20 protein-coding genes are annotated in these 20729 nt (G+C 40.4%); 3 read left to right on the forward strand and 17 right to left on the reverse strand.

The genetic code is table 11. The features are described from left to right. Nucleotides 1-156: 156 nt before the first annotated feature. Together IGI46_RS00005 and IGI46_RS00010 are read right to left on the reverse strand one after the other, a co-directional pair. Nucleotides 157-513, reverse strand: coding sequence for a hypothetical protein (locus tag IGI46_RS00005; protein ID WP_207705474.1), 357 nt, complete (start codon nucleotides 511-513; stop codon nucleotides 157-159). Between the two features lie 94 nt (nucleotides 514-607). Continuing rightward, the gene (locus IGI46_RS00010; RefSeq protein ID WP_429964334.1) at nucleotides 608-988 is read right to left on the reverse strand and encodes a CvfD/Ygs/GSP13 family RNA-binding post-transcriptional regulator; all 381 of its coding nucleotides are present in this window, start codon (nucleotides 986-988) and stop codon (nucleotides 608-610) included. Nucleotides 989-1066: 78 nt separating this feature from the next. Here IGI46_RS00010 and IGI46_RS00015 point away from each other — a divergent pair, with 78 nt between their 5' ends. Then, nucleotides 1067-2233: a MalY/PatB family protein gene (locus IGI46_RS00015; protein ID WP_429964335.1), complete on the forward strand. Its 1167-nt coding sequence runs from the start codon at nucleotides 1067-1069 to the stop codon at nucleotides 2231-2233. Between the two features lie 66 nt (nucleotides 2234-2299). Here the strand turns inward: IGI46_RS00015 and IGI46_RS00020 are convergent, their stop codons facing one another. Next, the gene (locus IGI46_RS00020) at nucleotides 2300-2887 is read right to left on the reverse strand and encodes a peptidylprolyl isomerase (RefSeq protein ID WP_429964336.1); all 588 of its coding nucleotides are present in this window, start codon (nucleotides 2885-2887) and stop codon (nucleotides 2300-2302) included. Nucleotides 2888-3130: 243 nt separating this feature from the next. Here IGI46_RS00020 and IGI46_RS00025 point away from each other — a divergent pair, with 243 nt between their 5' ends. Both IGI46_RS00025 and IGI46_RS00030 read left to right on the forward strand, forming a co-directional pair. Further along, nucleotides 3131-4120, forward strand: coding sequence for an NAD(P)/FAD-dependent oxidoreductase (locus IGI46_RS00025; protein WP_207705471.1), 990 nt, complete (start codon nucleotides 3131-3133; stop codon nucleotides 4118-4120). 12 nt (nucleotides 4121-4132) lie between these two features. Further along, complete coding sequence (locus IGI46_RS00030) at nucleotides 4133-4642, forward strand: phosphatidylglycerophosphatase A family protein (RefSeq protein ID WP_429964337.1); 510 nt, start codon at nucleotides 4133-4135, stop codon at nucleotides 4640-4642. A 153-nt stretch (nucleotides 4643-4795) separates the two neighbouring features. On the opposite strand, the gene nifJ is transcribed toward IGI46_RS00030, so the two are convergent. The 14 genes from nifJ to IGI46_RS00100 all read right to left on the reverse strand — a co-directional run bounded on the left by nifJ (nucleotide 4796) and on the right by IGI46_RS00100 (nucleotide 20706). After that, nucleotides 4796-8329 carry a pyruvate:ferredoxin (flavodoxin) oxidoreductase gene (gene nifJ / locus IGI46_RS00035; RefSeq protein WP_429972590.1) on the reverse strand — a complete coding sequence of 1178 codons (3534 nt, stop codon included), beginning with the start codon at nucleotides 8327-8329 and terminating at the stop codon, nucleotides 4796-4798. 15 nt (nucleotides 8330-8344) lie between these two features. Further along, nucleotides 8345-9763 carry an NADPH-dependent glutamate synthase gene (gltA, locus tag IGI46_RS00040; RefSeq protein ID WP_429964339.1) on the reverse strand — a complete coding sequence of 473 codons (1419 nt, stop codon included), beginning with the start codon at nucleotides 9761-9763 and terminating at the stop codon, nucleotides 8345-8347. Next, on the reverse strand, nucleotides 9756-10592 hold the full coding sequence (locus tag IGI46_RS00045) for a sulfide/dihydroorotate dehydrogenase-like FAD/NAD-binding protein (RefSeq protein ID WP_207701993.1): 837 nt from the start codon (nucleotides 10590-10592) through the stop codon (nucleotides 9756-9758). Before IGI46_RS00045 ends, gltA begins: the two co-directional genes overlap by 8 nt. A 29-nt stretch (nucleotides 10593-10621) precedes the next feature. After that, on the reverse strand, nucleotides 10622-11065 hold the full coding sequence (locus IGI46_RS00050; RefSeq protein ID WP_429972591.1) for a flavodoxin: 444 nt from the start codon (nucleotides 11063-11065) through the stop codon (nucleotides 10622-10624). Between the two features lie 867 nt (nucleotides 11066-11932). Further along, nucleotides 11933-12745, reverse strand: coding sequence for an RnfABCDGE type electron transport complex subunit B (locus tag IGI46_RS00055; RefSeq protein ID WP_429972592.1), 813 nt, complete (start codon nucleotides 12743-12745; stop codon nucleotides 11933-11935). 13 nt (nucleotides 12746-12758) lie between these two features. Further along, nucleotides 12759-13349 carry an electron transport complex protein RnfA gene (locus IGI46_RS00060; protein WP_207701990.1) on the reverse strand — a complete coding sequence of 197 codons (591 nt, stop codon included), beginning with the start codon at nucleotides 13347-13349 and terminating at the stop codon, nucleotides 12759-12761. Next, entirely contained in the window at nucleotides 13349-14026 is a 678-nt protein-coding gene (gene rsxE, locus IGI46_RS00065) for an electron transport complex subunit RsxE (RefSeq protein ID WP_429964341.1), read from the reverse strand. The genes IGI46_RS00060 and rsxE overlap by 1 nt, the downstream gene beginning before the upstream one ends. Before the next feature lie 14 nt (nucleotides 14027-14040). Continuing rightward, the gene (locus IGI46_RS00070) at nucleotides 14041-14598 is read right to left on the reverse strand and encodes an FMN-binding protein (protein WP_429964342.1); all 558 of its coding nucleotides are present in this window, start codon (nucleotides 14596-14598) and stop codon (nucleotides 14041-14043) included. Continuing rightward, nucleotides 14595-15539 (reverse strand): RnfABCDGE type electron transport complex subunit D, encoded by a 945-nt coding sequence (locus IGI46_RS00075; protein ID WP_429964343.1) that lies wholly within the window; start codon nucleotides 15537-15539, stop codon nucleotides 14595-14597. Before IGI46_RS00075 ends, IGI46_RS00070 begins: the two co-directional genes overlap by 4 nt. After that, nucleotides 15536-16861, reverse strand: coding sequence for an electron transport complex subunit RsxC (gene rsxC / locus IGI46_RS00080; protein WP_429972593.1), 1326 nt, complete (start codon nucleotides 16859-16861; stop codon nucleotides 15536-15538). The genes IGI46_RS00075 and rsxC overlap by 4 nt, the downstream gene beginning before the upstream one ends. A 431-nt stretch (nucleotides 16862-17292) precedes the next feature. After that, nucleotides 17293-17943, reverse strand: a complete 651-nt coding sequence (locus tag IGI46_RS00085) for a TIGR01906 family membrane protein (protein ID WP_429972594.1) — start codon at nucleotides 17941-17943, stop codon at nucleotides 17293-17295. After that, on the reverse strand, nucleotides 17921-18691 hold the full coding sequence (locus IGI46_RS00090; protein ID WP_429972595.1) for a TIGR01457 family HAD-type hydrolase: 771 nt from the start codon (nucleotides 18689-18691) through the stop codon (nucleotides 17921-17923). The genes IGI46_RS00085 and IGI46_RS00090 overlap by 23 nt, the downstream gene beginning before the upstream one ends. 4 nt (nucleotides 18692-18695) lie before the next feature. Further along, entirely contained in the window at nucleotides 18696-19289 is a 594-nt protein-coding gene (locus IGI46_RS00095) for a YutD family protein (RefSeq protein WP_429964347.1), read from the reverse strand. Nucleotides 19290-19323: 34 nt separating this feature from the next. After that, the gene (locus IGI46_RS00100; protein WP_429972596.1) at nucleotides 19324-20706 is read right to left on the reverse strand and encodes a bifunctional metallophosphatase/5'-nucleotidase; all 1383 of its coding nucleotides are present in this window, start codon (nucleotides 20704-20706) and stop codon (nucleotides 19324-19326) included. Nucleotides 20707-20729: the final 23 nt, after the last annotated feature.

Here is a 20729-nt window from a genome sequence, read left to right on the forward strand (position 1 = left end):
AACTTTTTTCGAAAAAGTTGTGTTTGTTTCTCGGCACGAATTGGCAACTCCAATAATTTACCATTTATCCAAGCACACGTCAACTACTTATTTTTATTTTCTCAAAAAAAACACAGTGAATGAAAATATTCACTGTGCTCTTTGTATGTACTTCTTTTAAAAAAGTGGTACACCTTCAATTTCAAATGTATGCAAAATTTCACGTACACTATCCGGTGTTTCCCAAACAAAACCTTCAGGAAGCTCTGTTACCTCTTCTTGATTCATTTCGAAGACATATAACGGTAAACTAATACCGTTTGCTTGTGTATTTGTCAATTCAACTAAACTTATCTCATTGATGTTGATTTGAACCACACTCTTCAAAAAATTTAGGAAGCTTGCTAAAACAGTATTTTCCTTTTTGATTTCAGTACGAGCAAATTCATTTGCAGTACCTTCGTGACGAACTAAAAAGCGTTTTGATCCATCTGCTAGATTCAACATTACCGTTCCAGATACTTCTTTTGTCAAACTGATTCACTCCTATGGTAGCTACTTAGTCTCAACTGGATTCTATCATATCATATTTTCAGAAACAAAGATATTGGCTCGTGAAAATAAATTGTCAATTTTCACTCTTTGTACTGCTTAAATACCGCAAAGTATCTTCAATCCAACGAGGCATCTCATCTTGTATGGAACGAAACCCGATATTCTTGTTACGATTAGTGAAATATCGTTTTCGTTGATACGGTGATGCCGGTGGATGATTTGCTAATGTGCGTAATGATAAACTTATTTTCTGAGTATATTCATCAATATCAATGATCTGTACTTGTACCTTTTGTCCAATTTCTAAGTACTGATGAATGTTTTTAGTGAAGCCTGCTTGAATTTCAGAAACATGGATCAACCCTTGCGTATGATTATCCAGAGAAACAAAAGCACCGTATGGTTGAATACCGGTAATGTCTCCTTTTATAATTTGTCCAATTTTATATCCCATTTAGTTCCCTCTTTCCGCAAGTTTTATTATACTGTATTTACAACAAAAAAAGAAGTTTGCAAAATTAGGAGGAAAAACATGGTCAATTTTGATGAACAATTCAATCGAAAAGGTACAAACAGCGTTAAGTGGGATCAGATTTGCCATACGTATCAAGAAGAAGAGTTATTACCTCTATGGGTAGCTGACATGGATTTTAAAGCTCCCATTGGTATCATCCAAGCTTACCAAGAAATGATCGAACATGGTATTTTCGGCTACACTACAACACCAGATTCACTTTATGAAGCAATCATTGATTGGGAAAAGCATAAGCATCATTTATCAATAACCAAAGATGAGATTTTCTTTTTCAGCGGTGTACTAGCTGGATTAGCTACTGCCATTCAGGCATTCACTGAACCAAACGATGCGGTCTTGATTCACGATCCTGTTTACCCCCCATTTGCTGGGATCCTTAATGAAAACAAAAGAAAAATTGTTCGCAGCAGATTGCTTGAAAAAGACGGACACTTTGTAATGGACTACGCAGATATGGAAGAAAAAATTAAACAGAACCATATTAAACTAGCAATTTTGTGCAATCCTCATAACCCGGGCGGACGTGTTTGGACGAAAGAAGAATTAAATCAGTTTGGTGAGTTATGTCGAAAATATCAAGTCTTAGTTTTAAGTGATGAAATTCATCAAGATCTTGTTTTCTTACCAAATCAAATGACTAGTTTTTCAAATGCTGGAGATAAATTTGAAGACTTTACCATACAATTTACTTCCATGACTAAAACATTTAATTTAGCTGGGGTCAAGAATTCTGTTGCTTTTGTCAAAAACCCTAAATTGCATAAGCAATTAGAGCACAAACAAACCGAAAACTTTCAGCAAGAAATTAATACCTTTGGTTTAGTTGGTATGGAGGCAGCTTATCGTACTGGTGAAGAGTGGCTCAATGAGTTATTGGTGTATTTGCAAAAAAATATTGATGATACATTCACCTTCTTCGACAAGTATCTGCCAAAAGCAAAAATTATGAAACCTGAAGGAACTTACCTACTGTGGATCGATTTTTCGGATTATGGACTATCGGATGAGCAATTGGAGAATCAGCTTGTTCATGAAGGAAAAGTCGTGTTGAATACGGGGATTAGTTACGGACCAGGTGGAAAACAACATATGCGCTTAAATGTTGCCTGTCCTAACGCTACCCTACTAGAAGGGCTCAAACGAATCGCAACTGCCTTAAACTAAAAATAAAAAATAGACTGACCCTAAAAAAGATAGCTTTTTTAGGGTCAGATCATTAAAGAGGCTTCTTTATTCACTTATTTCAATGGTTTCAATTATGATATCATTAACTGGACGATCCTGAGGTCCACGCTTGGTAGCACCAATTGCATCAACAACATCCATTCCTTCAACAACATGTCCGAAGACAGTATGACGGAAATCCAACCAAGGAGTCCCCCCTTGTTTATAAGTTTCAACAACTTCACCAGGAAATCCAGCTTCTTCTAATTGAGTCATCATATTAGCTGGAACATTTTGGTTATTAACAATGAAGAACTGACTGCCATTTGTATTTGGACCAGCATTAGCCATTGACAACGCGCCACGTAAATTGTACACATTACGAGAAAATTCATCTTCGAATTTGTCCCCATAAATACTTTCTCCACCCATACCAGTACCTGTTGGGTCGCCCCCTTGAATCATAAAATCAGGAATAACACGATGGAAAATTACACCGTCATAGTAGCCTTTTTTAGATAATTCAACAAAGTTTTTTACTGTTTTTGGTGCTTCCTCAGGAAATAGTTGAACTACAATATCTCCCATATTTGTTTTGATTGTCGCTTTTGGACCTTTTTGATCCGCTAAATTTAATTGTGGAAATTGAGTCACAGGTATATCCTCCTTTAATTTATCTCGTTCCATCATAACAAACTTTCTGTTTTTTTCCACGTAAATTCGATTGATTGACTAGTCTTTTTTTATTTCCTTGAAACTCAAACCGGTTTAGTTGATTTTATTTCTCTGTTTTTTAGAAGGTATCGTTTCTTATCCATCCACGTTTACATTTTGGAAGGTTTCAAGAAAGTTTGATACAATCAATACCACGATAGTAAAGAAAGAAGGAAAAATACAATGGACATTTTTGATATAACGATTGTAGGAGCGGGCCCGGTAGGAATGTTCGCTGCTTTCTACGCTGGAATCCGCCAAAGAAAGACGAAACTGATTGATAGCTTGCCACAACTAGGTGGTCAGCTGACAGCTCTTTATCCTGAAAAAAATATTTACGATATTCCTGGTTTTCCAGTGGTCAAAGCTGCGGACTTGATCGGGAATTTAGAGAAGCAATTGCAAACATTCCCGCATACCTACTGCTTAGAAGAAGAAGTAATTGATCTAAAGCAGCATGATGGATACCTTGAGCTCACCACTAACAAAGGAGCTCATTATACGAAAGCCGTCATCTTAGCAATTGGGAATGGCTCATTTCAACCAAGACGTTTGCAAGTTGATAATAGCGATGTATTTGAAAATAGAGGTATTGATTACTATGTTAATGACTTGATGAAATATGCCGGCAAAAAAGTTGTCATTGCTGGCGGTGGAGACTCCGCGATTGATTGGGCTCTGATGCTGGAACCCATTGCCGAAAAAGTATCCATTGTTCATCGGCGGGATCAATTTCGTGGACATGAGCATAGTGTCGAAAAACTGAAGGACTCCACCATTGATATTCTGACGCCTTACATCGTCACTGGAGTATCTGGTGATCGCGAATTGACGACTGTGACTTTGCAAAAAGTTCGATCAGATGAGACAATGAAATTGGCTGCGGATCATCTAATTGTTAATTACGGCTTTACTTCATCATTAGACCATTTAAAAAATTGGGGGGTCGAATGCACTCGCCAGGCAGTGCTTGTGAATTCTGATATGAGTACTTCTATCCCTGGGGTCTATGCTTGTGGAGACATTACTACCTATGATGGAAAAGTAAAACTAATTGCTACCGGATCAGGAGAAGCTCCCACAGCAGTTAACAACGCTTTGCATTATATTGATCCAGAGGCTCGGAGACAACCGGGGCACAGCACTAGCTTTTTTCCAAAAATTCAAGGATAACGGAGGAATATTATGGTTTTTGAAACAACCGCACTGGAGGAGAAGGCGCGCGCGCTATTGATTGAACGGGGTGTGACCATCAAAGATATTGCAGAACTTGTTTTTTTTCTTCAAAAAGACTACATCGATAAACTAACAATGGACATGTGTACTCATAGTGTTAATCGCGTGTTAACAAAGCGAGAAGTTCACAATGCAATTATCACGGGAATTCAATTGGATAAATTAGCAGAGCAAAAATTGCTGGATTCTCCACTTCAAGAAATTCTCGAAGAAGACGAAGGGTTATATGGTGTCGATGAAATCATGGCTTTATCAATTGTTAATGTTTATGGTTCAATCGGTTTTACAAACTATGGTTATATTGATAAAGTAAAACCAGGTATTTTGAAGAAACTGAATTCCCATGATGGCAAATCAGTGCATACCTTTTTGGATGATCTTGTAGGGGCAATTGCTGCTTCTGCTGCCAGTCGTTTGGCTCATGAGGATCCCGAAACTTTGGATGACCTGATTAATTGATTTTACTAGATAGTAAAATCAGTATCCTACTCACGCAAGAGCAATCGTTTTACTTTCTATGATCAATCTTGCTGTGTATCAACAAAAGGCTCCCGTACAAAACACTCGGTATGAAAAGTGTTTTGTACGGGAGCTTTATTGGTATGAATAATTTTACTCTTTAGACTTCATTAATTCACTATAGTTTTCTAAACGTTTTTCGGCATCATCTACCGTTTGATTCAGCATTTCCTCTACCTCTGCTGTATCTTGTTTAATGTTATGCAGGGCAGAGAAACGTGTTTGACCTTCTAAGAAGTCATTCATTTTACTGAAATCAGCTTTCTTGAAGTCAATACGTAACGGATCTTTGCCTTTATCTGCTTGACGAGGATCGAAACGATACAACTGCCAATAACCAGATTCAACAGCTTCGATTGATTCTTCAATTGATTTGCTCATACCGCCACGGATTCCGTGATTGATACAAGGTGTGTAACCGATAATAATTGAAGGACCTGGATACGTTTCGGCTTCTCGAATCGCTTTCAAGGTCTGAGCAGGGTTTGCTTCGATTGCTACTTGTGCTACATAGACATCCCGATAAGTCATTGCAATCATGCCCAAATCTTTTTTCTTAGTCTTCTTACCACCAGCCGCAAATTTTGCAATTGCTGCTGTTGGTGTTGCTTTTGACATTTGACCGCCAGTGTTCGCATATAATTCATTATCCATTACAAAGATATTTACATCTTCGCCAGAAGCTAACACATGATCAATCCCGCTAAATCCGATATCATATGCCCAACCATCACCACCAATAATCCATTGGCTAGGTTTCGCAAACATATCTTTATCTTTCAAAATTGACTGCAAGGCCGGATCGTTTTCTTCAGAAAGAGTCGCTGCTAACTTGGCCGCCCGCTGTTGTGAGCCTTCACCCTCCAGCATATGATCGATCCAATTTTGCATTAAGGCTTTTGTATCTTCAGAACCTAAATCTTGAGCCAGAGCTTCATGCATTTTGTTTGCTACTCGATTTCGTTTAGTTTCATTGGCAATATGCATGCCTAAACCATATTCGGCGTTGTCCTCGAACAATGAATTACTCCATGCTGGCCCACGACCATCTACATTAACTGTATAAGGTGTCGCTGGAGATGAACCACCCCAGATTGATGAACACCCCGTCGTATTCGCAATCATCATACGATCACCGTATAATTGCGTCAATAACTTAATATAAGGTGTTTCACCACAACCTGCACACGCCCCTGAGAATTCAAGTAATGGTTGCTCAAATTGAGAACCTTTGACTGAAAACTTTTTCGCTGGGTTTTCTTTTTGTTGAAGGGTCATCGCAAAAGCCCAATTGATCGCTTGTTCTTTTTGCTCTTCATAAGACTTCATAACCAGCGCTTTTTCCTTAGCTGGACAAACCTCAGCACAAAGCCCACAACCTGTACAATCCTCCAAAGAAACTTGGATTCGGTACTTCAATCCATCTTTACCACGCATATCACGAGTGATGAAGCCTTCTGGTGCTTGCTCCATCTCTTCTTCATTCGCTAAGAATGGACGAATCGCTGCATGAGGACAAATAAACGCACACTCGTTACACATGGTACATGCTTCCGGAATCCACTCTGGAACCTCTAAAGCAATTCCGCGTTTTTCATATGCCGCAGTTCCTAATGGCATTACACCACCCAGCATACCATTTTCGATCAGGTCATTGACTGACAACTGATTGCCTTCTTGACGATTGATTGGTTCTAAAATGTTACGAACGTACGCAGGTTTACTTTGATCAGCTTTTGGCGCTGGACGAACTTCTAATTCAGCCCATTCAACCGGAATCTCAACTTTTTTCAGAGCAGCAAAGGTTTCATCAATCGCCTGCCAATTCCGCTCCACTACAACTTTCGATTTTTTCCCATAAGCAGCTTCCACTTCTCCTTTTAGTAAAGGCAGGAAGGTTTCACGATCCATGATATCTGTTAATTCAAAGAATGAGGTAGACATCACCGTGTTGATACGACCGCCTAAACCAATCTTTTGCGCAATATCCATCGCATTGATGATATAAAAATTAATTTGATGCTCTGCTAAATAGCGCTTAATCCGATTTGGTAAGGCTTGTTTAACTTTTGCTTCATCCCAAACTGTGTTAAGCAAGAATGTTCCGCCGTCTTTCAGTCCACGCAATAAATCATATTGGTGAATATAGGCATTGTTGTGACAACCAACAAAATCGGCGCCCTCTACATTGTAGGTTGACAGGATTGGATCTTTCCCAAAACGCAAATGAGAAATGGTTACCCCTCCTGATTTTTTCGAATCATAAGAAAAGTAAGCCTGCGCAAAATAGTCAGTATTGTTTCCGATTATTTTAATTGCTTGTTTGTTGGCACCCACTGTTCCATCTGAACCAAGTCCCCAGAATTTTGCTTGGAAAGTTGTTTTAGGTGTTAAATCCAATACTTCTCTCTGAGGTAAAGACATATGAGTTACATCATCATTGATTCCGATCGTAAAACGCTGCTTCATATCCTCAACTGGCAATAATAAATGATCGTAAACAGCTACAATTTGATCTGGTGTCACGTCTTTTGAAGCAATTCCATAGCGACCGCCAATAACGATCGGACGATTAGAATGGCGATAAAGCACACTTTGTACATCCAATAGTAAAGGCTCACCATCTGAACCCGGCTCTTTTGTGCGGTCTAGAACCGCTACTTTTTCTACCGTGGACGGTAATTTTTCCAACATATTTTCAGCTGGGAACGGGCGATACAAATGCATATCAATAAAGCCGACTTTACGGCCCTGAGCATTCAAATAGTCCACCGTTTGCTGAATCGCTGGTGAAGCTGATCCCATGGCTACAATAACTTCCGTTGCTTCCGGATGACCATAATAGTTAGTTAAGTCATAATCTGTACCACGAAGATCATTAATTTTCTGCATGTATTTTTGAACAATCATCGGCATTTCATCATAATAGCGATTGACCGTTTCTCTTTGTTGAAAATGAATATCCGGATTTTGCGCAGTACCTGAAACATTTGGATGATTCGGGTTCATGCCTAGCGCACGAAACTCTTCCAAAGCTTCCCAGTTCACCATATTTTTCAAATCTTCATAATCAATGACTTCAATTTTTTGAAGCTCATGACTCGTTCTAAACCCGTCGAAAAAGTTCATAAAAGGCAACTTGCCTTCAAGACTTGCTAAATGCGCAACTGCCGAAAGATCCATTACCTCCTGAACACTGCCCTCAGCCAGCATACAAAATCCGGTTTGACGTGCAGCCATAACATCGCTGTGATCACCGAAAATACTTAATGCATTAGTAGAGACTGCCCGAGCCGCCACATGGAAAACTGTCGGCAGCAGTTCCCCCGCAATTTTAAACATATTAGGAATCATTAAAAGCAACCCTTGAGAAGCTGTATAAGTCGTTGTTAAGACCCCTGTTTTTAACGAGCCGTGTACGGTCCCAGCAGCTCCTGCCTCTGACTGCATTTCAACTACCTTAACTGGCTCGTTAAAGATATTCTTACGGCCTTGTTCTGACCATTCATCTACGATTTCCGCCATGGTCGAACTTGGTGTGATCGGATAGATTCCTGCAACTTCGGTAAACGCATAAGAAATATGAGCAGCTGCCGTATTTCCATCCATCGTTTTTATCGTTTTCATCAATTTGTCCTCCGCTCAGACCGGTTGCTCCTGCAACTTTTTATTTTGAACATAGTTATCAATTTCGTTTGCTGCAATCTTACCAGCACCCATTGCCAAAATAACGGTTGCGGCTCCGGTTACAATATCTCCACCGGCATAAACACCTGGAATAGAGGTAGCACAAGTTTCTTCGCTGGCATCAATATAGCCCCATTTATTTAAAGAAAGCTCTGGGAAGGTATCTAGCAAGACTTTATTGGCCCCTTGACCAATCGCTTCAATCGCAGTATCCGCTTCAATAATAAATTCGCTGCCAGGGATTACAACTGGACGTCTTCGACCAGAGTCATCAGGCTCACCAAGCTCCATTTGCACACATTTAACGGCTACTAAGTTACCGTTCTCATCACCCATATATTCAACAGGATTTGTCAACCAGTGATAGTTTATACCTTCTTCAACCGAATGATGGTACTCTTCTTCTCGGGCTGGTAATTCTGCTAATGAGCGTCGATAAACGATGGATACATTTTCTGCACCCAGCCGTTTAGCTGAACGCGCAGCGTCCATGGCAACGTTCCCGCCACCGATAACTACAACATTTTTAGATTCCTGAACAGGTGTATCATATTTAGGAAATTGATAGCCATGCATCAAATTAATCCGCGTCAAATACTCACTAGACGAATAAACACCCTTTAAAGAAGTGCCCTTAATCCCTTGGAAATTCGGTGCACCTGCTCCAACTGACAAGTAGCACGCATCAAATTCGTCCATAATCTCGTCCATCGTAATTGTTTTTCCCACAACAACATTGGTTTCAACGGCAACACCTTGTGCTTTGATTCGTTCAATTTCGTTGTTCACAATATTTTTAGGTAGACGGAATTCAGGGATCCCATAAGTCAACACACCACCCGGTGCATGCAATGCTTCATAAACGATGACTTCATAACCCAATTTCGCCAAATCGCCGGCCGCAGTCAAACCTGAAGGTCCGGAGCCAATGACGGCAACTTTGCCTTTCTCCCCAGTGACCTCTTTGTATTCAATTGGTTGATCCAAGGCCCAATCGGCAACTAAACGTTCAAGCTTACCAATTGCAACTGGTTCAAATTTTTTCGAACGACCTAAGCGACAGACCATCTCACATTGCTTTTCTTGAGGACATACTCGTCCACAGATGGCTGGTAGATTGGTATAGCGGCCCAAAACTTCATAAGCCTTTGGCATATCGCCTTCTTCAATCGCTTTAATGAATCCTGGGATATCAATCATTACCGGACAATTTTCAATACAAGGCGCGTTTTTACATTGTAAACAGCGGCTTGCTTCCAACTGACCTTCTTCAAGTGTGTAGCCTAAAGCAACCTCATCGAAATTATGACAACGAATCTCAGGCGCTTGCTCTTTCATCGGTGTTTTTGTATAACTTCTTTTAGCCTTAGCCATTTTGACTCACCTGCTTTTCATAAATTTCATTGGCACGAAGCTCTTCTGGACGATATTGCTGCATCCGACTGATAAATTCATCCCAGTCTACCTCTTCACCAAGAAACTCCGGTCCATCAACACAAGCAAACTTAATGTTGTCTGCAACGGTTACTCGGCAGCCTCCACACATTCCTGTTCCGTCAATCATAATTGGGTTTAATGAAACATAAATCGGCACTTGATATTTTTGCGCCGTAATAGTACAAAACTTCATCATGATACTTGGCCCAATTGCCCATGCATTGTTAACAGTTTCCCTAGCAAAAACCTCTTCCATCGCTTGAGTAACCAGACCTTTTTGTCCAACTGATCCATCGTCGGTCATTAGAATCAATTCGTCCGAGTATTTTTCGCACTCTTCAGTTAGGATCAAAAGCTCCGCATTTTTCGCTCCTAGAACAGTAATTACGCGATTGCCCGCTTCCTTTAGGCCTTTTACAATTGGGAATAGAGCAGCAATCCCCACTCCACCACCGACTAAAAGAACTGTTCCATAGTTTTCGATGTCTGTTGGTTTTCCTAAAGGACCCACAACATCACTCAAGGATTCACCTTCCATTACAGTTGCTAATTGCGCCGTTGATTTTCCAATCACTTGAAAAATCAGGCGAACTAAGCCTGTTTCTGAATCAGTATCCACGATCGTCAAAGGAATCCGTTCCCCCTGATTATCGATCCGTAAAATGACGAATTGTCCTGGTTTTGCTTTACTGGCGATTCTTGGAGCATCGACATAAATTTCAAATTCTGTCGGTGCCAATTCTTTTCGTTTCACTACTTTAAACAAATTATCACCCCAACCTTTTCCTGAATCCCCTACGCTTCAGCTAAAGACTTAACAAGTGCTTTTAAAACTTCCTCATCTTCATCATCCGCATCGTTTTCGATCATCACTGTTTCACCAATCTTTTTAGCACCTGTTTTTGCAAAAGCTTCGTCAAAATCGATAGCAGCTTGACAGAAATAATCAGGATACAACTCGCTATCTCCACTTCCAACAACTGCATATACTTTTCCAGACAAATCTTGATCCGGTAATTCTTCATAAAAATCTTCTAAATCAAAAGGTCGTTCGCCATCACCATCAGTATAAGTAGCTAATATACAAATATCTGCATCTTCATAAAAATCTGCTTCTGCATCGTCTGCTTCAACACGTTCTACTTCTACTCCAGATTCTTTTAAAACATCCTCCAAAATTTCTGAGATTTCTTCTGTGTTTCCAGTATTGCTTGCGTAAACAATTTTCGCTAATGCCATGTTTGTCATCCTTCCTTTTGTGTATGATTTTGTATCAATAATCTTTATTGAGTATTGACAAGTCTTAAAAGCGCTTTATTTAAAAAGCTAGATAACCGATAATACTGCCAGAGCAAACTTCTATTCTTGCGCATCTAGTCTTCATTTTAAGACTAAATAGGTGAAGTTAAACAGTTGAAAAAAATGATTAAGCTAGCAGTAAGTAATTCGTATCAAGATAATTATAACAAAAAAAAGCAGAGATTGTGGCAAAACTAGCAAATGATAATGAGAACTGTTCTCAAAGAAGTTTTTCCGTTTTATCATCATTCTGTAATGTATATGAACAGTGGTTTTATTGAATGTATTGCGTTTTTCTCGATTTTTATAAATAAGAATAGTTCTAACTCTTATGCTGTTTTATATTAAAAAAACGAATCTGTTATATATCAGAAACAGAAAAATATCTACTGTTATATAACATAGTATTTTTAACTCCGTAGGTTTACTCTATTCGCATTCAGATTAAATTGAACTAGAAATTAGAAAAGGTTTCGTTCCGATCTTCTTATCTATAAAAAAATGATCCTGTGACTATAAGAATGTCACAGGATCTAAAAAAAATAAGCGGTGTAACCGAAGCAATCTTACGTTCCGATTCGATTTTCTCAAATGTTACGCTCCAATGGGCGAGTCTTCGAAGGTTTTCAGAAATAAAACGGATGATCGCCAAAATAGGAAAACCTGTCTTCGGAGTACTATTCTTAATGCGTTACAGCAAAACGACTGCGTGCGCCGACATACCTGCTTAATTCCCGTAGCTGAACGCCTAGGCACATCATCATTCAATTCAACTATTTTTTCTAATTTGGAATCAGCCTTGGAAAATCAGCTTCCGACTGTTTCCTTCAGAGGCATCTCCAAAATACAGTTCTGCGGACAGACTTCTCGACACTCACCACAGTTGGTACATAATTCTGGATCAATTACTGCCACATTATTCTCCATTTGAATCGCTTCCTGCGGACAGGCCTTCACACATCGATTGCAGGTGATACACCCCACACTACAGATTTTCCTTACGCCCCCGCCTTTTTCTTGATTTGAGCAAGCAACAATCGACGTGTCTTCTGCCGGCAGCATGTTTATTAAACTTTTTGGACAGGCAGTGATACATTTTAAGCAACCGACACATTTATTGGGGTTGATTTGAGCAACTCCATCAATTATATCAATCGCATCGTAATCACATACGACTTTACAATCGCCAAAGCCCATACAACCAAAGCGGCAGGCTTGTGGTCCCCCAAAGATTTGATTAGCGGCATAGCACGTTTCGGTACCAGCATAGTCCATTTTTTTATTCGTAACTTCACAGGTCCCATTACAGCGTACAAATGCGGCAATCTTTTGAACCTCTCCAACTTCCACACCTAAGATTTCTGACAAAGCCTGACGAGTAGACAATCCGCCAGGAGTACAGTTCGTTACGCCCGCTTTACCTTCCGCCATAGCTTTAGCATATCCATCACAGCCAGAAAATCCGCAGGCACCGCAATTAATTCCCGGCAATACGTCTCGCAGAGCCTCTTCTTTTTCATCTACTGGTTTATGGAAAATGATGGTCGCTACTGAGAGAATGACTCCTGCGATTAACCCCATTCCACTGACAATGCTAATAGGTATTATGATTTCAGCCATTTATTTACACCCCCTATTGGAATAGCCCTTCTGCTAAACCAGCAAATCCTAAAAACGATAAAGCAACAAGTGCTGCAGCAACCAACGTGATCGGTAGTCCTTGTAATGATTTAGGAATATCATTTCCTTCCAAACGTCCACGGACCCCTGCAAAAATCACCATAGCTACTAAAAATCCCACCCCAGCAGCAAATGCGTTAACGATTGATTGAATGTAGGTATAGTTTTTTGAGAAGTTCAAAATAGTCACACCCAGCACCGCACAGTTGGTAGTGATCAATGGCAGATAAATTCCCAATGCATTATATAAGGGAGTCATGTACCGTTTCATTATGACCTCAACTAACTGAACTAGTGCAGCAATCGTTAAAATGAAGACGATCGTTTGCAAATAGTCTAATCCTAAAGGGACTAACAAGGAGCTGTAAATTGGATAAGTAACCAAGGTCGCTAAAACCATAACAAAAGTGACCGCTAAAGACATTCCAATTGCAGTATCCAATTTTTTTGATACGCCCAGAAAGGGACAGATTCCCAAAAATTGTGACAAAACAAAATTATCTGTTAAAATTCCCGCTACTAAAATAGTTACGAAAGTCTGCATTACCTGTCACCCTCCTCCCCTTCACAAACTGTTGTACAGGCTTCAGAAATTGGGCAGGATGAACAGTCTACTTCCTTAGTGGTACGGTCTCCCAATTTATTCGCTACCATAACTAGCATGCCAAATACGAAAAATCCTCCTGGAGGCAGCAGCATGATTGTCATTGGTGGAACAAAGCCAGCTGTAATTGAAAATCCCAATAACGTACCGCTTCCAATTAATTCACGAATTCCCCCCATACAAAGAAGAGCCATTGTGAAACCAACACCCATTCCTAAACCATCTAAAGCTGAATGAACGACCGGATGATTTTTAGCATAAGCTTCTGCACGACCCAGAATAATACAATTTACTACGATCAAAGGTAAATAGATCCCCAGTGTCGCATCTAACGCAGGTGCCAATGCTTTAACCATTAATTGGACCACAGTCACAAAACCAGCAATAATCGTGATAAACGCAGGAATTCTTACCCGATCAGGAATCACTTTACGCAGAAGGGAGATCACGATATTTGAGCTAAAAAGTACAATTGTCGCTGCCACTCCCATCCCTAATCCATTCATAGCAGAGGTAGTTACTGCCAAAGTCGGACAAGTACCTAACACGAGACGCAAAACTGGATTTTCAACAATTAACCCTTTTGTAAAAATAGCAGATAGCTTTTCTTTTTCCATGGAATCTCCCCCCTTTATTTTTCTGAAGCTATTACTTGCTCAAAAAGAGCAAGAGCCTCTTCGACCGATTTTGCTACAGCCTTTGAAGATTTCGTTGCTCCAGTAACTGCTTCGACCTGATTTTCTCCCGTTGGCGTGCTTTTCACAACTTCCGGCAAACCAATCAGTCCAGAAAACTGATCAACAAATCCCTTTTTCGTTACATTTTGCCCCAAACCCGGGGTTTCATTTGAAGCATCTAAAATATCAATTCCCACAACTTTACCTTCTGAAATAGCACTCATGACACTCACCTCGCTGCCATATCCATAAGCATTGGTTATAAAAAGATAACCCAGAGTTTCTCCCGATGAGTCGAGAGCCTTGAAGGCCTGATTTTCCCCGGAAACTTTCACTTTCTTAAAATTATCTGCTTTAATCAGCTTGTTCATGACCTTTTGTGTTTGGGCCCATTCTTGCTCTGCGATGCGATCTTTGAATGCAGCACGTGTTCCTGCAACTGCAAAGGTAACTACCAGACAAATGATAAAGAGACAGAGTGTGTCTGAAAAGATCACGTTTGATTTTTTCATTTTGCTTTTGCCTCCTCACCAAAGACTTTCGGAATTGTAAGATTCTCAATATGAGGAACCAGGATATTCATTAATAAGATGGCATAAGAAACTCCTTCTGGAAGAGCAGCAAAAAAGCGAATCAAAATCGTGATGATACCGCAACCTATTCCAAAAATAATCTTGCCATTCCTAGTGACAGGAGACGTGGTATAATCCGTTGCCATGAAAAAGGCTCCTAATAATAACCCGCCTGACATTATTTGATACAACAGGTTGTCACCTAGCAAAACTGAAAGGATCGCAACAGTTCCAATAAAACAAAGCGGGATAATTGGCGATATTACTTTTCGAGCAATTAGATACCCCCCACCTATCAGCAGAGCTAATACACAGGTCTCTCCCAAACTTCCGGCCCGTATCCCTAAAAACATATCCATTAACGATGGAATTTCTTGTCCGGTCTGACGAGCAGAAAAATAGGTAGCTGAAGAAATCACATCTACCCCTGCTGCCATTCGATAATCAAATGGCGGCTGCCAAGTACTCATTTGAGAAGCAAAAGACATTAAAAGGATAATCCGTGCTGTAATTGCTGGATTAACAAAGTTTTGTCCTACCCCACCAAAGAATTCTTTTACAACTACGATCGCAATGGCTCCCCCTAAAGCAGCCATCCAAAAGGGCAACGTTACTGGCAAGTTCAACGCTAATAAAATCCCGGTAACTACTGCAGTTAGATTATGAATGGTATCTGGTCGTTTAAAAATTTTTCTAGTGACATATTCACTTAAGACACAGGCAGCCACCGTTACTAGAATCAACATAAGTGCACGAAAGCCAAAAATTATGGTTGAGGCAATGATAGCGGGAGTCAAGGCAATAATCACATCTAGCATAATGCTGCGGCTGCTGCGGCCACAATGCAGGTGAGGTGAAATGGATACAGGTAGCTTGTTCATTTGACTGCCTCTCTTTCCAATAATTTGGCTTGCTTCATTGACTGAACCAATTTTCGTCCCGCGGGGCAAACGTATGCACAGCACCCGCATTCCATACAGGCCGATACATTTAGCTTTTTCAAATTTTCTAGATCTTTATTCCGCGCACAACGTTCGATTTGAACCGGCAATAACGACATAGGACAAGCAGTCACACAGCGCCCACAACGAATGCACGGAGACTCTTCCGGCAGTGCTTGTGTCTCCGACAAAATAGTGATTGCATTCGTTTGCTTTGTAATGGGCAGATCAAGCGAATATTGAGCAATCCCCATCATAGGGCCTCCTAAAATCACTTTGCTGGGTTCATCAATAAACCCATTACAAAATTTTACAATTTCACTGATAGGTGTTCCGATTGGGGCAACAACATTCTTAGGTGTTGCAACATTGCCATCCACTGTAACCCTCTTTTGAATCAATGGAAGACCAGTTTCAAGGTATTCCTGTAAACGAGAAATCGTGGAAATGTTCATGATTAAACAGCCCACTTCAGATGGAAGTTTGCCTGGTGGGATTTTGCGGCCTGTTGTTGCATAGACCAACATTTTTTCTGCTCCTTGAGGATATAGAGAAGGAATTTCCATTATATCAATGGCTGGATCAAGATCTGCCAATTCATTCAACCGATCTCTTAAAATTTGTAATCCTTTTGGTTTGTTACTCTCAATCCCCACTACCCCGTGGGAAATATTCAACTGCTTCATGACTACCTGCATCCCTGCAATGATCCGTTCCGGATACTCTAAACTTTCTCGATAATCAGAAGTAATAAAGGGCTCGCATTCCGCGCCGTTAATAACCAGTATATCGATCGGTGTCTCTTCCTTAATCGCAAGCTTTACATGCAAAGGAAAACCAGCCCCGCCGATTCCTACCAAACCGCTATCTCTTGCAGCATTCAATAGGTCATCTTTAGAATCGATTTGAATAGGTGCTGGTTCTTGTGCTCGCGTATACAACTCATCATTTTCGATGTGGATGGCGTCACAGGTTTGACCATTTGCTAATAAAACCGGCTTGATTCCTTTTACCTTTCCAGAAACAGAGGCATGAATTGGAGCAGACACGTACGCTTTTGAGTCACCAATTACTTGGCCGACAGTAACAATCTCCCGCGACTTAACAGTAGGCTCGCACGGACCGCCAATATGCTGCTGCAAGGGAATGATAACTATTTTGGGCTGTTCTATTATAACGCTTTCATTTTCTGCTGTATTTTTATTATGAGGAACCTTCACACCTCCTTTAAATTTTGCCATTGCTTTCACTAATGTTTTCATACACAATCCTCCCTGTAATAAGAAGAGTCTCTATAGCTCCTGTCCAGCTCGTGAAACTAGTCGTCACTATCGCTGACAGATTAATAACTCTGCTTGTGAAATCATTATCAATAAACTGACTAAAAAGTTCTTTACCACGATTCTTATTTGTTATTATTATACCCTTATATAAAGTCTTTTCACAATCGATTCCAGTGAGAATCGTTCTTAGTAATGCTAAAAAAAACGATAGCCTATTCATTTTTTTCAACAAAAAAGAACAACTATCTTATTAAAATACTTAATAAAGAAATTAGTCAGCTTCCCCTGTGTCAGTGTAAACTTTCAACAATTCCCCTTGTTTACCACTTTTGCAACAAACTAAAAAAAACGATGTACTCAACTAGAAAGTTAAGTACACCGCCTTAAATTTTTCTCAAAAATTATTTGTTTTAAACCTTTTTTAAAGCATATTTTCCAATCAGTATTTGTAAAATGAAAAAAAACTCTAGTAAAACGAAAAACAGAACAAAGCTATGCAGGAAAAATTCCTCTGGCAATACGTTGATGATGGGATCGGTTGCTGGATTAAATATCCAAGCATCATTGTTAAAGAAGATTCCATGGAAGGCCACAAAGAATCGATCAAACCCCATTGCCATCACAACAGCCACAATTAAGGGGATCCCCACCGCAATTTTAAAAGGCTGAACCAACGTCCACAAGCGTTTCTGCTTAATCAAGTGCCGCAAATAGAGAAAGCTGGGAATCAAGGTAAACACAAGTACGCCATAATTTAACAGAAACAAACGCTTAACTTCATAGAAATGCAGCGCACCACTCGCTGAGACCGGAAAGTCTGGTAAAGCCAATTCCGTGATCCAGGGTGTATTCAAATAACGCATTAAATGATCGAAATTCGTTAGTAATTCCTTTTCGGATACCGTTGTATAATTCAACAGATCTAACTGCTGGATATCCCACTGATAGAGCCAGCGGGCATTAATAGTCAACGTAATCGCCAAGGTCAACAGGGTTAACGACCAAAAAACTAATCCCACTCTTTCCCACCGCTGCCAGCTATGCATCAAAATTCCACTCATCTAAAGATTCAACAACATAAGTTGGCGGAACGGGTAGATTGGGAACGTCTTTCTTTTGGGTAAATCCCGAAAGAACCAGTAAGGAATCAATCCCGTTGTCAATTCCAGCTCGAATATCTGTCAAGTAATTATCTCCTACCATGACCACATCCGATTTTGCCAAACCTAAAAGTTCAACAGCTTTATCCATGATAATCACTTCAGGTTTTCCAATGTAGATTGCTTTTTGTTGAGTAGCAGTTTCTAAAAAAGCAATGACAGAGCCTGCACCAGGAAGCAGTCCCCGTTCAGTCGGGATGTTTTTATCGGAATTCGTCCCAATAAACAGTGCACCCTTTTGAATTGCTAATGTGGCCACGACAAATTTTTCATAAGTTACTTCATTATCTAACCCAACCACCACATAATCTGGTGCAGTTTCATCCCATTCAAAGCCAGCAGCTAAAATAGGATCTCGCAAGCCTAATTCGCCAATAATGTAAACTTTGTTTCCTCTATTGGCCTCCTTCATGAAATCAATGGTTGCCAACGTCGCAGTATAGACCGTTTCTGCTGTAACGTGAATATCAAATTCATTCGCTAAGCGAGCCGCAACTGTTTCAGGTTCCTTGGTCGTATTATTAGTTAAAAAGCGAAATGGGATTCCACGCTGCTGAAGTTGTTCAACAAAACGCCGGCCAGCAGGAATCGGTTCTTTTCCACGATAAATCGTACCATCTAAATCAATCAAATAACCTTTGTATTTCATAGTTTTATTGCTCTTCTCTTTGGCGAATGACAAAACGTCCATCGTTTTCTTTTGTTTTCATCGCCGCTTCTTTTTTTGGTTTACGGTTCTTGATTACTGGTTTTTTCTTAGTATTTTCTTTGACAGGAGTCTTCTTTTCTTCAATGTGGGCTTGGTTCGTGCTGCGGCGTTTTTTCCGTTTTTTACGATTGTTGTTTTGTCGCTTGACGCCCATTCGTTCAATGACGAAATATGCACAGCCAAAGTTGCAATATTCGTATAAGTAATCTTCTAATGTATCAATACGTTGTTCAGCATTGCTTTTTCGATCATCTACTCGGAAAAATCCTTTTAAACGTAGTTGATCGTAACCCCAATCGCCGACAATATAATCATAACGAGAGAGCACCTCGCTAAAGCGTTCACCTAATCGTTCTGCATCAAAGCCTTCGCGATAGTCTACCGCTATCCGGTATTGGCGTTCACCGATTAATAGGTTTGTCTCATCTACTCTTACGACAAGCTCACCTTTTTTCTTCTCTTCAGCGGGGGCTTCGACGATTTCTTCCAACGCTTCTGCCACTTCATCGGTCACAGTTTTATTTTCTTTAGTTGTCATCGTTTCACCACCTGTTTGCTATTATACCTTGTTTTCATTGGATTGGGTAGTGAGCTTTTAGATAGTCCCCCAATACGCTGCGAATAAATTCAGGGAATAAAAACTCAGCAGTCCCAGCTATTTCAATTGTCGGAAAGAACGGCAGGAACATATAGTGATCCACCGTTGCAATCGTGTAATTTGCCGTTGGATCGATTGGCTCACCTAGCCAGCAGACCTGGTGGTTAACCGCATCGAAGGATATACCTTCATACACCAAATGTCCAAAGACCTTCCCGCGGAAACCCATACCGATGACTGGGAAGTTAATTAGAAAATGACGGTTCTTTTCCATTTCCAAAATTAAGCGGACCAGTTCATTCCCAGTCAGAGTCACTCGAATCAGATGCATCGGATGTGGCAACGTAGTATGAAGCTGATCTTGATTCACAAATCCGGCAGGAATGTCGCTTAAAAAGAGACCCGAATTCAAAATAGCGACGTCAGTCTCAGCCTTTTCTTTTACTGCATGTAAGGTATACTCAATCATCGGGTGTTTCCCATGAATATCCACACTAATGGAAAATGGCAGATCGGCTACCATCTTCTCAGAAAGCAATTGATGGCCTTCCGTTAAATACCCGGTAATTTCTGCTTTATCCTCTGGCAGCTCCAACATTTTATCAGTCGCATAAGTGTGAGCAGAGGTTCGCACGATCTGATGTTCATCATCCAGATAGATGTGCACCTCTCCAACATAATAACCATACTTACCTGCTGCAGCCACCTGAACATTGCCAATCTTTTCGCCCTGTTCGAATAAATGATGCGTATGGGATCCTAAGATCACATCAATCTCAGGATGTGCCCGAGCAATGGAACGATCCGCACTTATGCCCAAATGACTCATCAATACCAGTACATCCACCTGCGATCGCAGCTGTGCAATCAAATCCGGCATCATATCCTCCACCTGGCGAATATCCCATCCATTCGGATTGTAAGTTAATGGAAAGGGAGCGGTAAAGGCAATCAGCCCTACCTTTGTCCCATTTTCCGTCGTGATGATTTTATAGACCTTTGACCACTCTGGGGCTTGCAGCGTAGGTTTATCGAACAAATTATCTAGAATCACATCAAAATTGGCATCATCGTACAAATGATTCAAGTCGTCTTTGGAATTCCCAACTCCTTCATTATTACCGATTGTTGCCGCATCATAGCCGATTTGATTCATTAATTCAACATTGGCTTGTCCATTGGTAGCTTCCGTCAAGGGGTGCCAGCGATCAACAAAATCACCAAGGTCAACTGTAATAACCGCCTGATTGTTATGCTGATCCTCTTGTTGACGCGCTTGCAAAAAACGTCGAATCTTAGGCCAATTTTCTAGGTGAGAATGTAAATCGTTCGTATGTAAAAGAATAATTTTTTCCATAATTTCGCTTCTCTCTTACCGCT

It is taken from the genome of Enterococcus sp. AZ163, assembly GCF_050498925.1.
Classification (GTDB): Bacteria; Bacillota; Bacilli; order Lactobacillales; family Enterococcaceae; genus Enterococcus_A; species Enterococcus_A ferrettii.

What these genes read in the sequence shown, in the direction of transcription:
- IGI46_RS00010 (WP_429964334.1), bottom strand. Translation starts at nt 988, where the DNA reads ATGGGATATAAAATTGGACAAATTATAAAAGGAGACATTACCGGTATT.
- IGI46_RS00015 (WP_429964335.1), top strand. Translation starts at nt 1,067, where the DNA reads ATGGTCAATTTTGATGAACAATTCAATCGAAAAGGTACAAACAGCGTT.
- IGI46_RS00025 (WP_207705471.1), top strand. Translation starts at nt 3,131, where the DNA reads ATGGACATTTTTGATATAACGATTGTAGGAGCGGGCCCGGTAGGAATG.
- IGI46_RS00030 (WP_429964337.1), top strand. Translation starts at nt 4,133, where the DNA reads ATGGTTTTTGAAACAACCGCACTGGAGGAGAAGGCGCGCGCGCTATTG.
- nifJ (WP_429972590.1), bottom strand. Translation starts at nt 8,329, where the DNA reads ATGAAAACGATAAAAACGATGGATGGAAATACGGCAGCTGCTCATATT.
- gltA (WP_429964339.1), bottom strand. Translation starts at nt 9,763, where the DNA reads ATGGCTAAGGCTAAAAGAAGTTATACAAAAACACCGATGAAAGAGCAA.
- IGI46_RS00050 (WP_429972591.1), bottom strand. Translation starts at nt 11,065, where the DNA reads ATGGCATTAGCGAAAATTGTTTACGCAAGCAATACTGGAAACACAGAA.
- IGI46_RS00055 (WP_429972592.1), bottom strand. Translation starts at nt 12,745, where the DNA reads ATGGCTGAAATCATAATACCTATTAGCATTGTCAGTGGAATGGGGTTA.
- IGI46_RS00060 (WP_207701990.1), bottom strand. Translation starts at nt 13,349, where the DNA reads ATGCAGACTTTCGTAACTATTTTAGTAGCGGGAATTTTAACAGATAAT.
- rsxE (WP_429964341.1), bottom strand. Translation starts at nt 14,026, where the DNA reads ATGGAAAAAGAAAAGCTATCTGCTATTTTTACAAAAGGGTTAATTGTT.
- IGI46_RS00070 (WP_429964342.1), bottom strand. Translation starts at nt 14,598, where the DNA reads ATGAAAAAATCAAACGTGATCTTTTCAGACACACTCTGTCTCTTTATC.
- IGI46_RS00075 (WP_429964343.1), bottom strand. Translation starts at nt 15,539, where the DNA reads ATGAACAAGCTACCTGTATCCATTTCACCTCACCTGCATTGTGGCCGC.
- rsxC (WP_429972593.1), bottom strand. Translation starts at nt 16,861, where the DNA reads ATGAAAACATTAGTGAAAGCAATGGCAAAATTTAAAGGAGGTGTGAAG.
- IGI46_RS00085 (WP_429972594.1), bottom strand. Translation starts at nt 17,943, where the DNA reads ATGAGTGGAATTTTGATGCATAGCTGGCAGCGGTGGGAAAGAGTGGGA.
- IGI46_RS00090 (WP_429972595.1), bottom strand. Translation starts at nt 18,691, where the DNA reads ATGAAATACAAAGGTTATTTGATTGATTTAGATGGTACGATTTATCGT.
- IGI46_RS00095 (WP_429964347.1), bottom strand. Translation starts at nt 19,289, where the DNA reads ATGACAACTAAAGAAAATAAAACTGTGACCGATGAAGTGGCAGAAGCG.
- IGI46_RS00100 (WP_429972596.1), bottom strand. Translation starts at nt 20,706, where the DNA reads ATGGAAAAAATTATTCTTTTACATACGAACGATTTACATTCTCACCTA.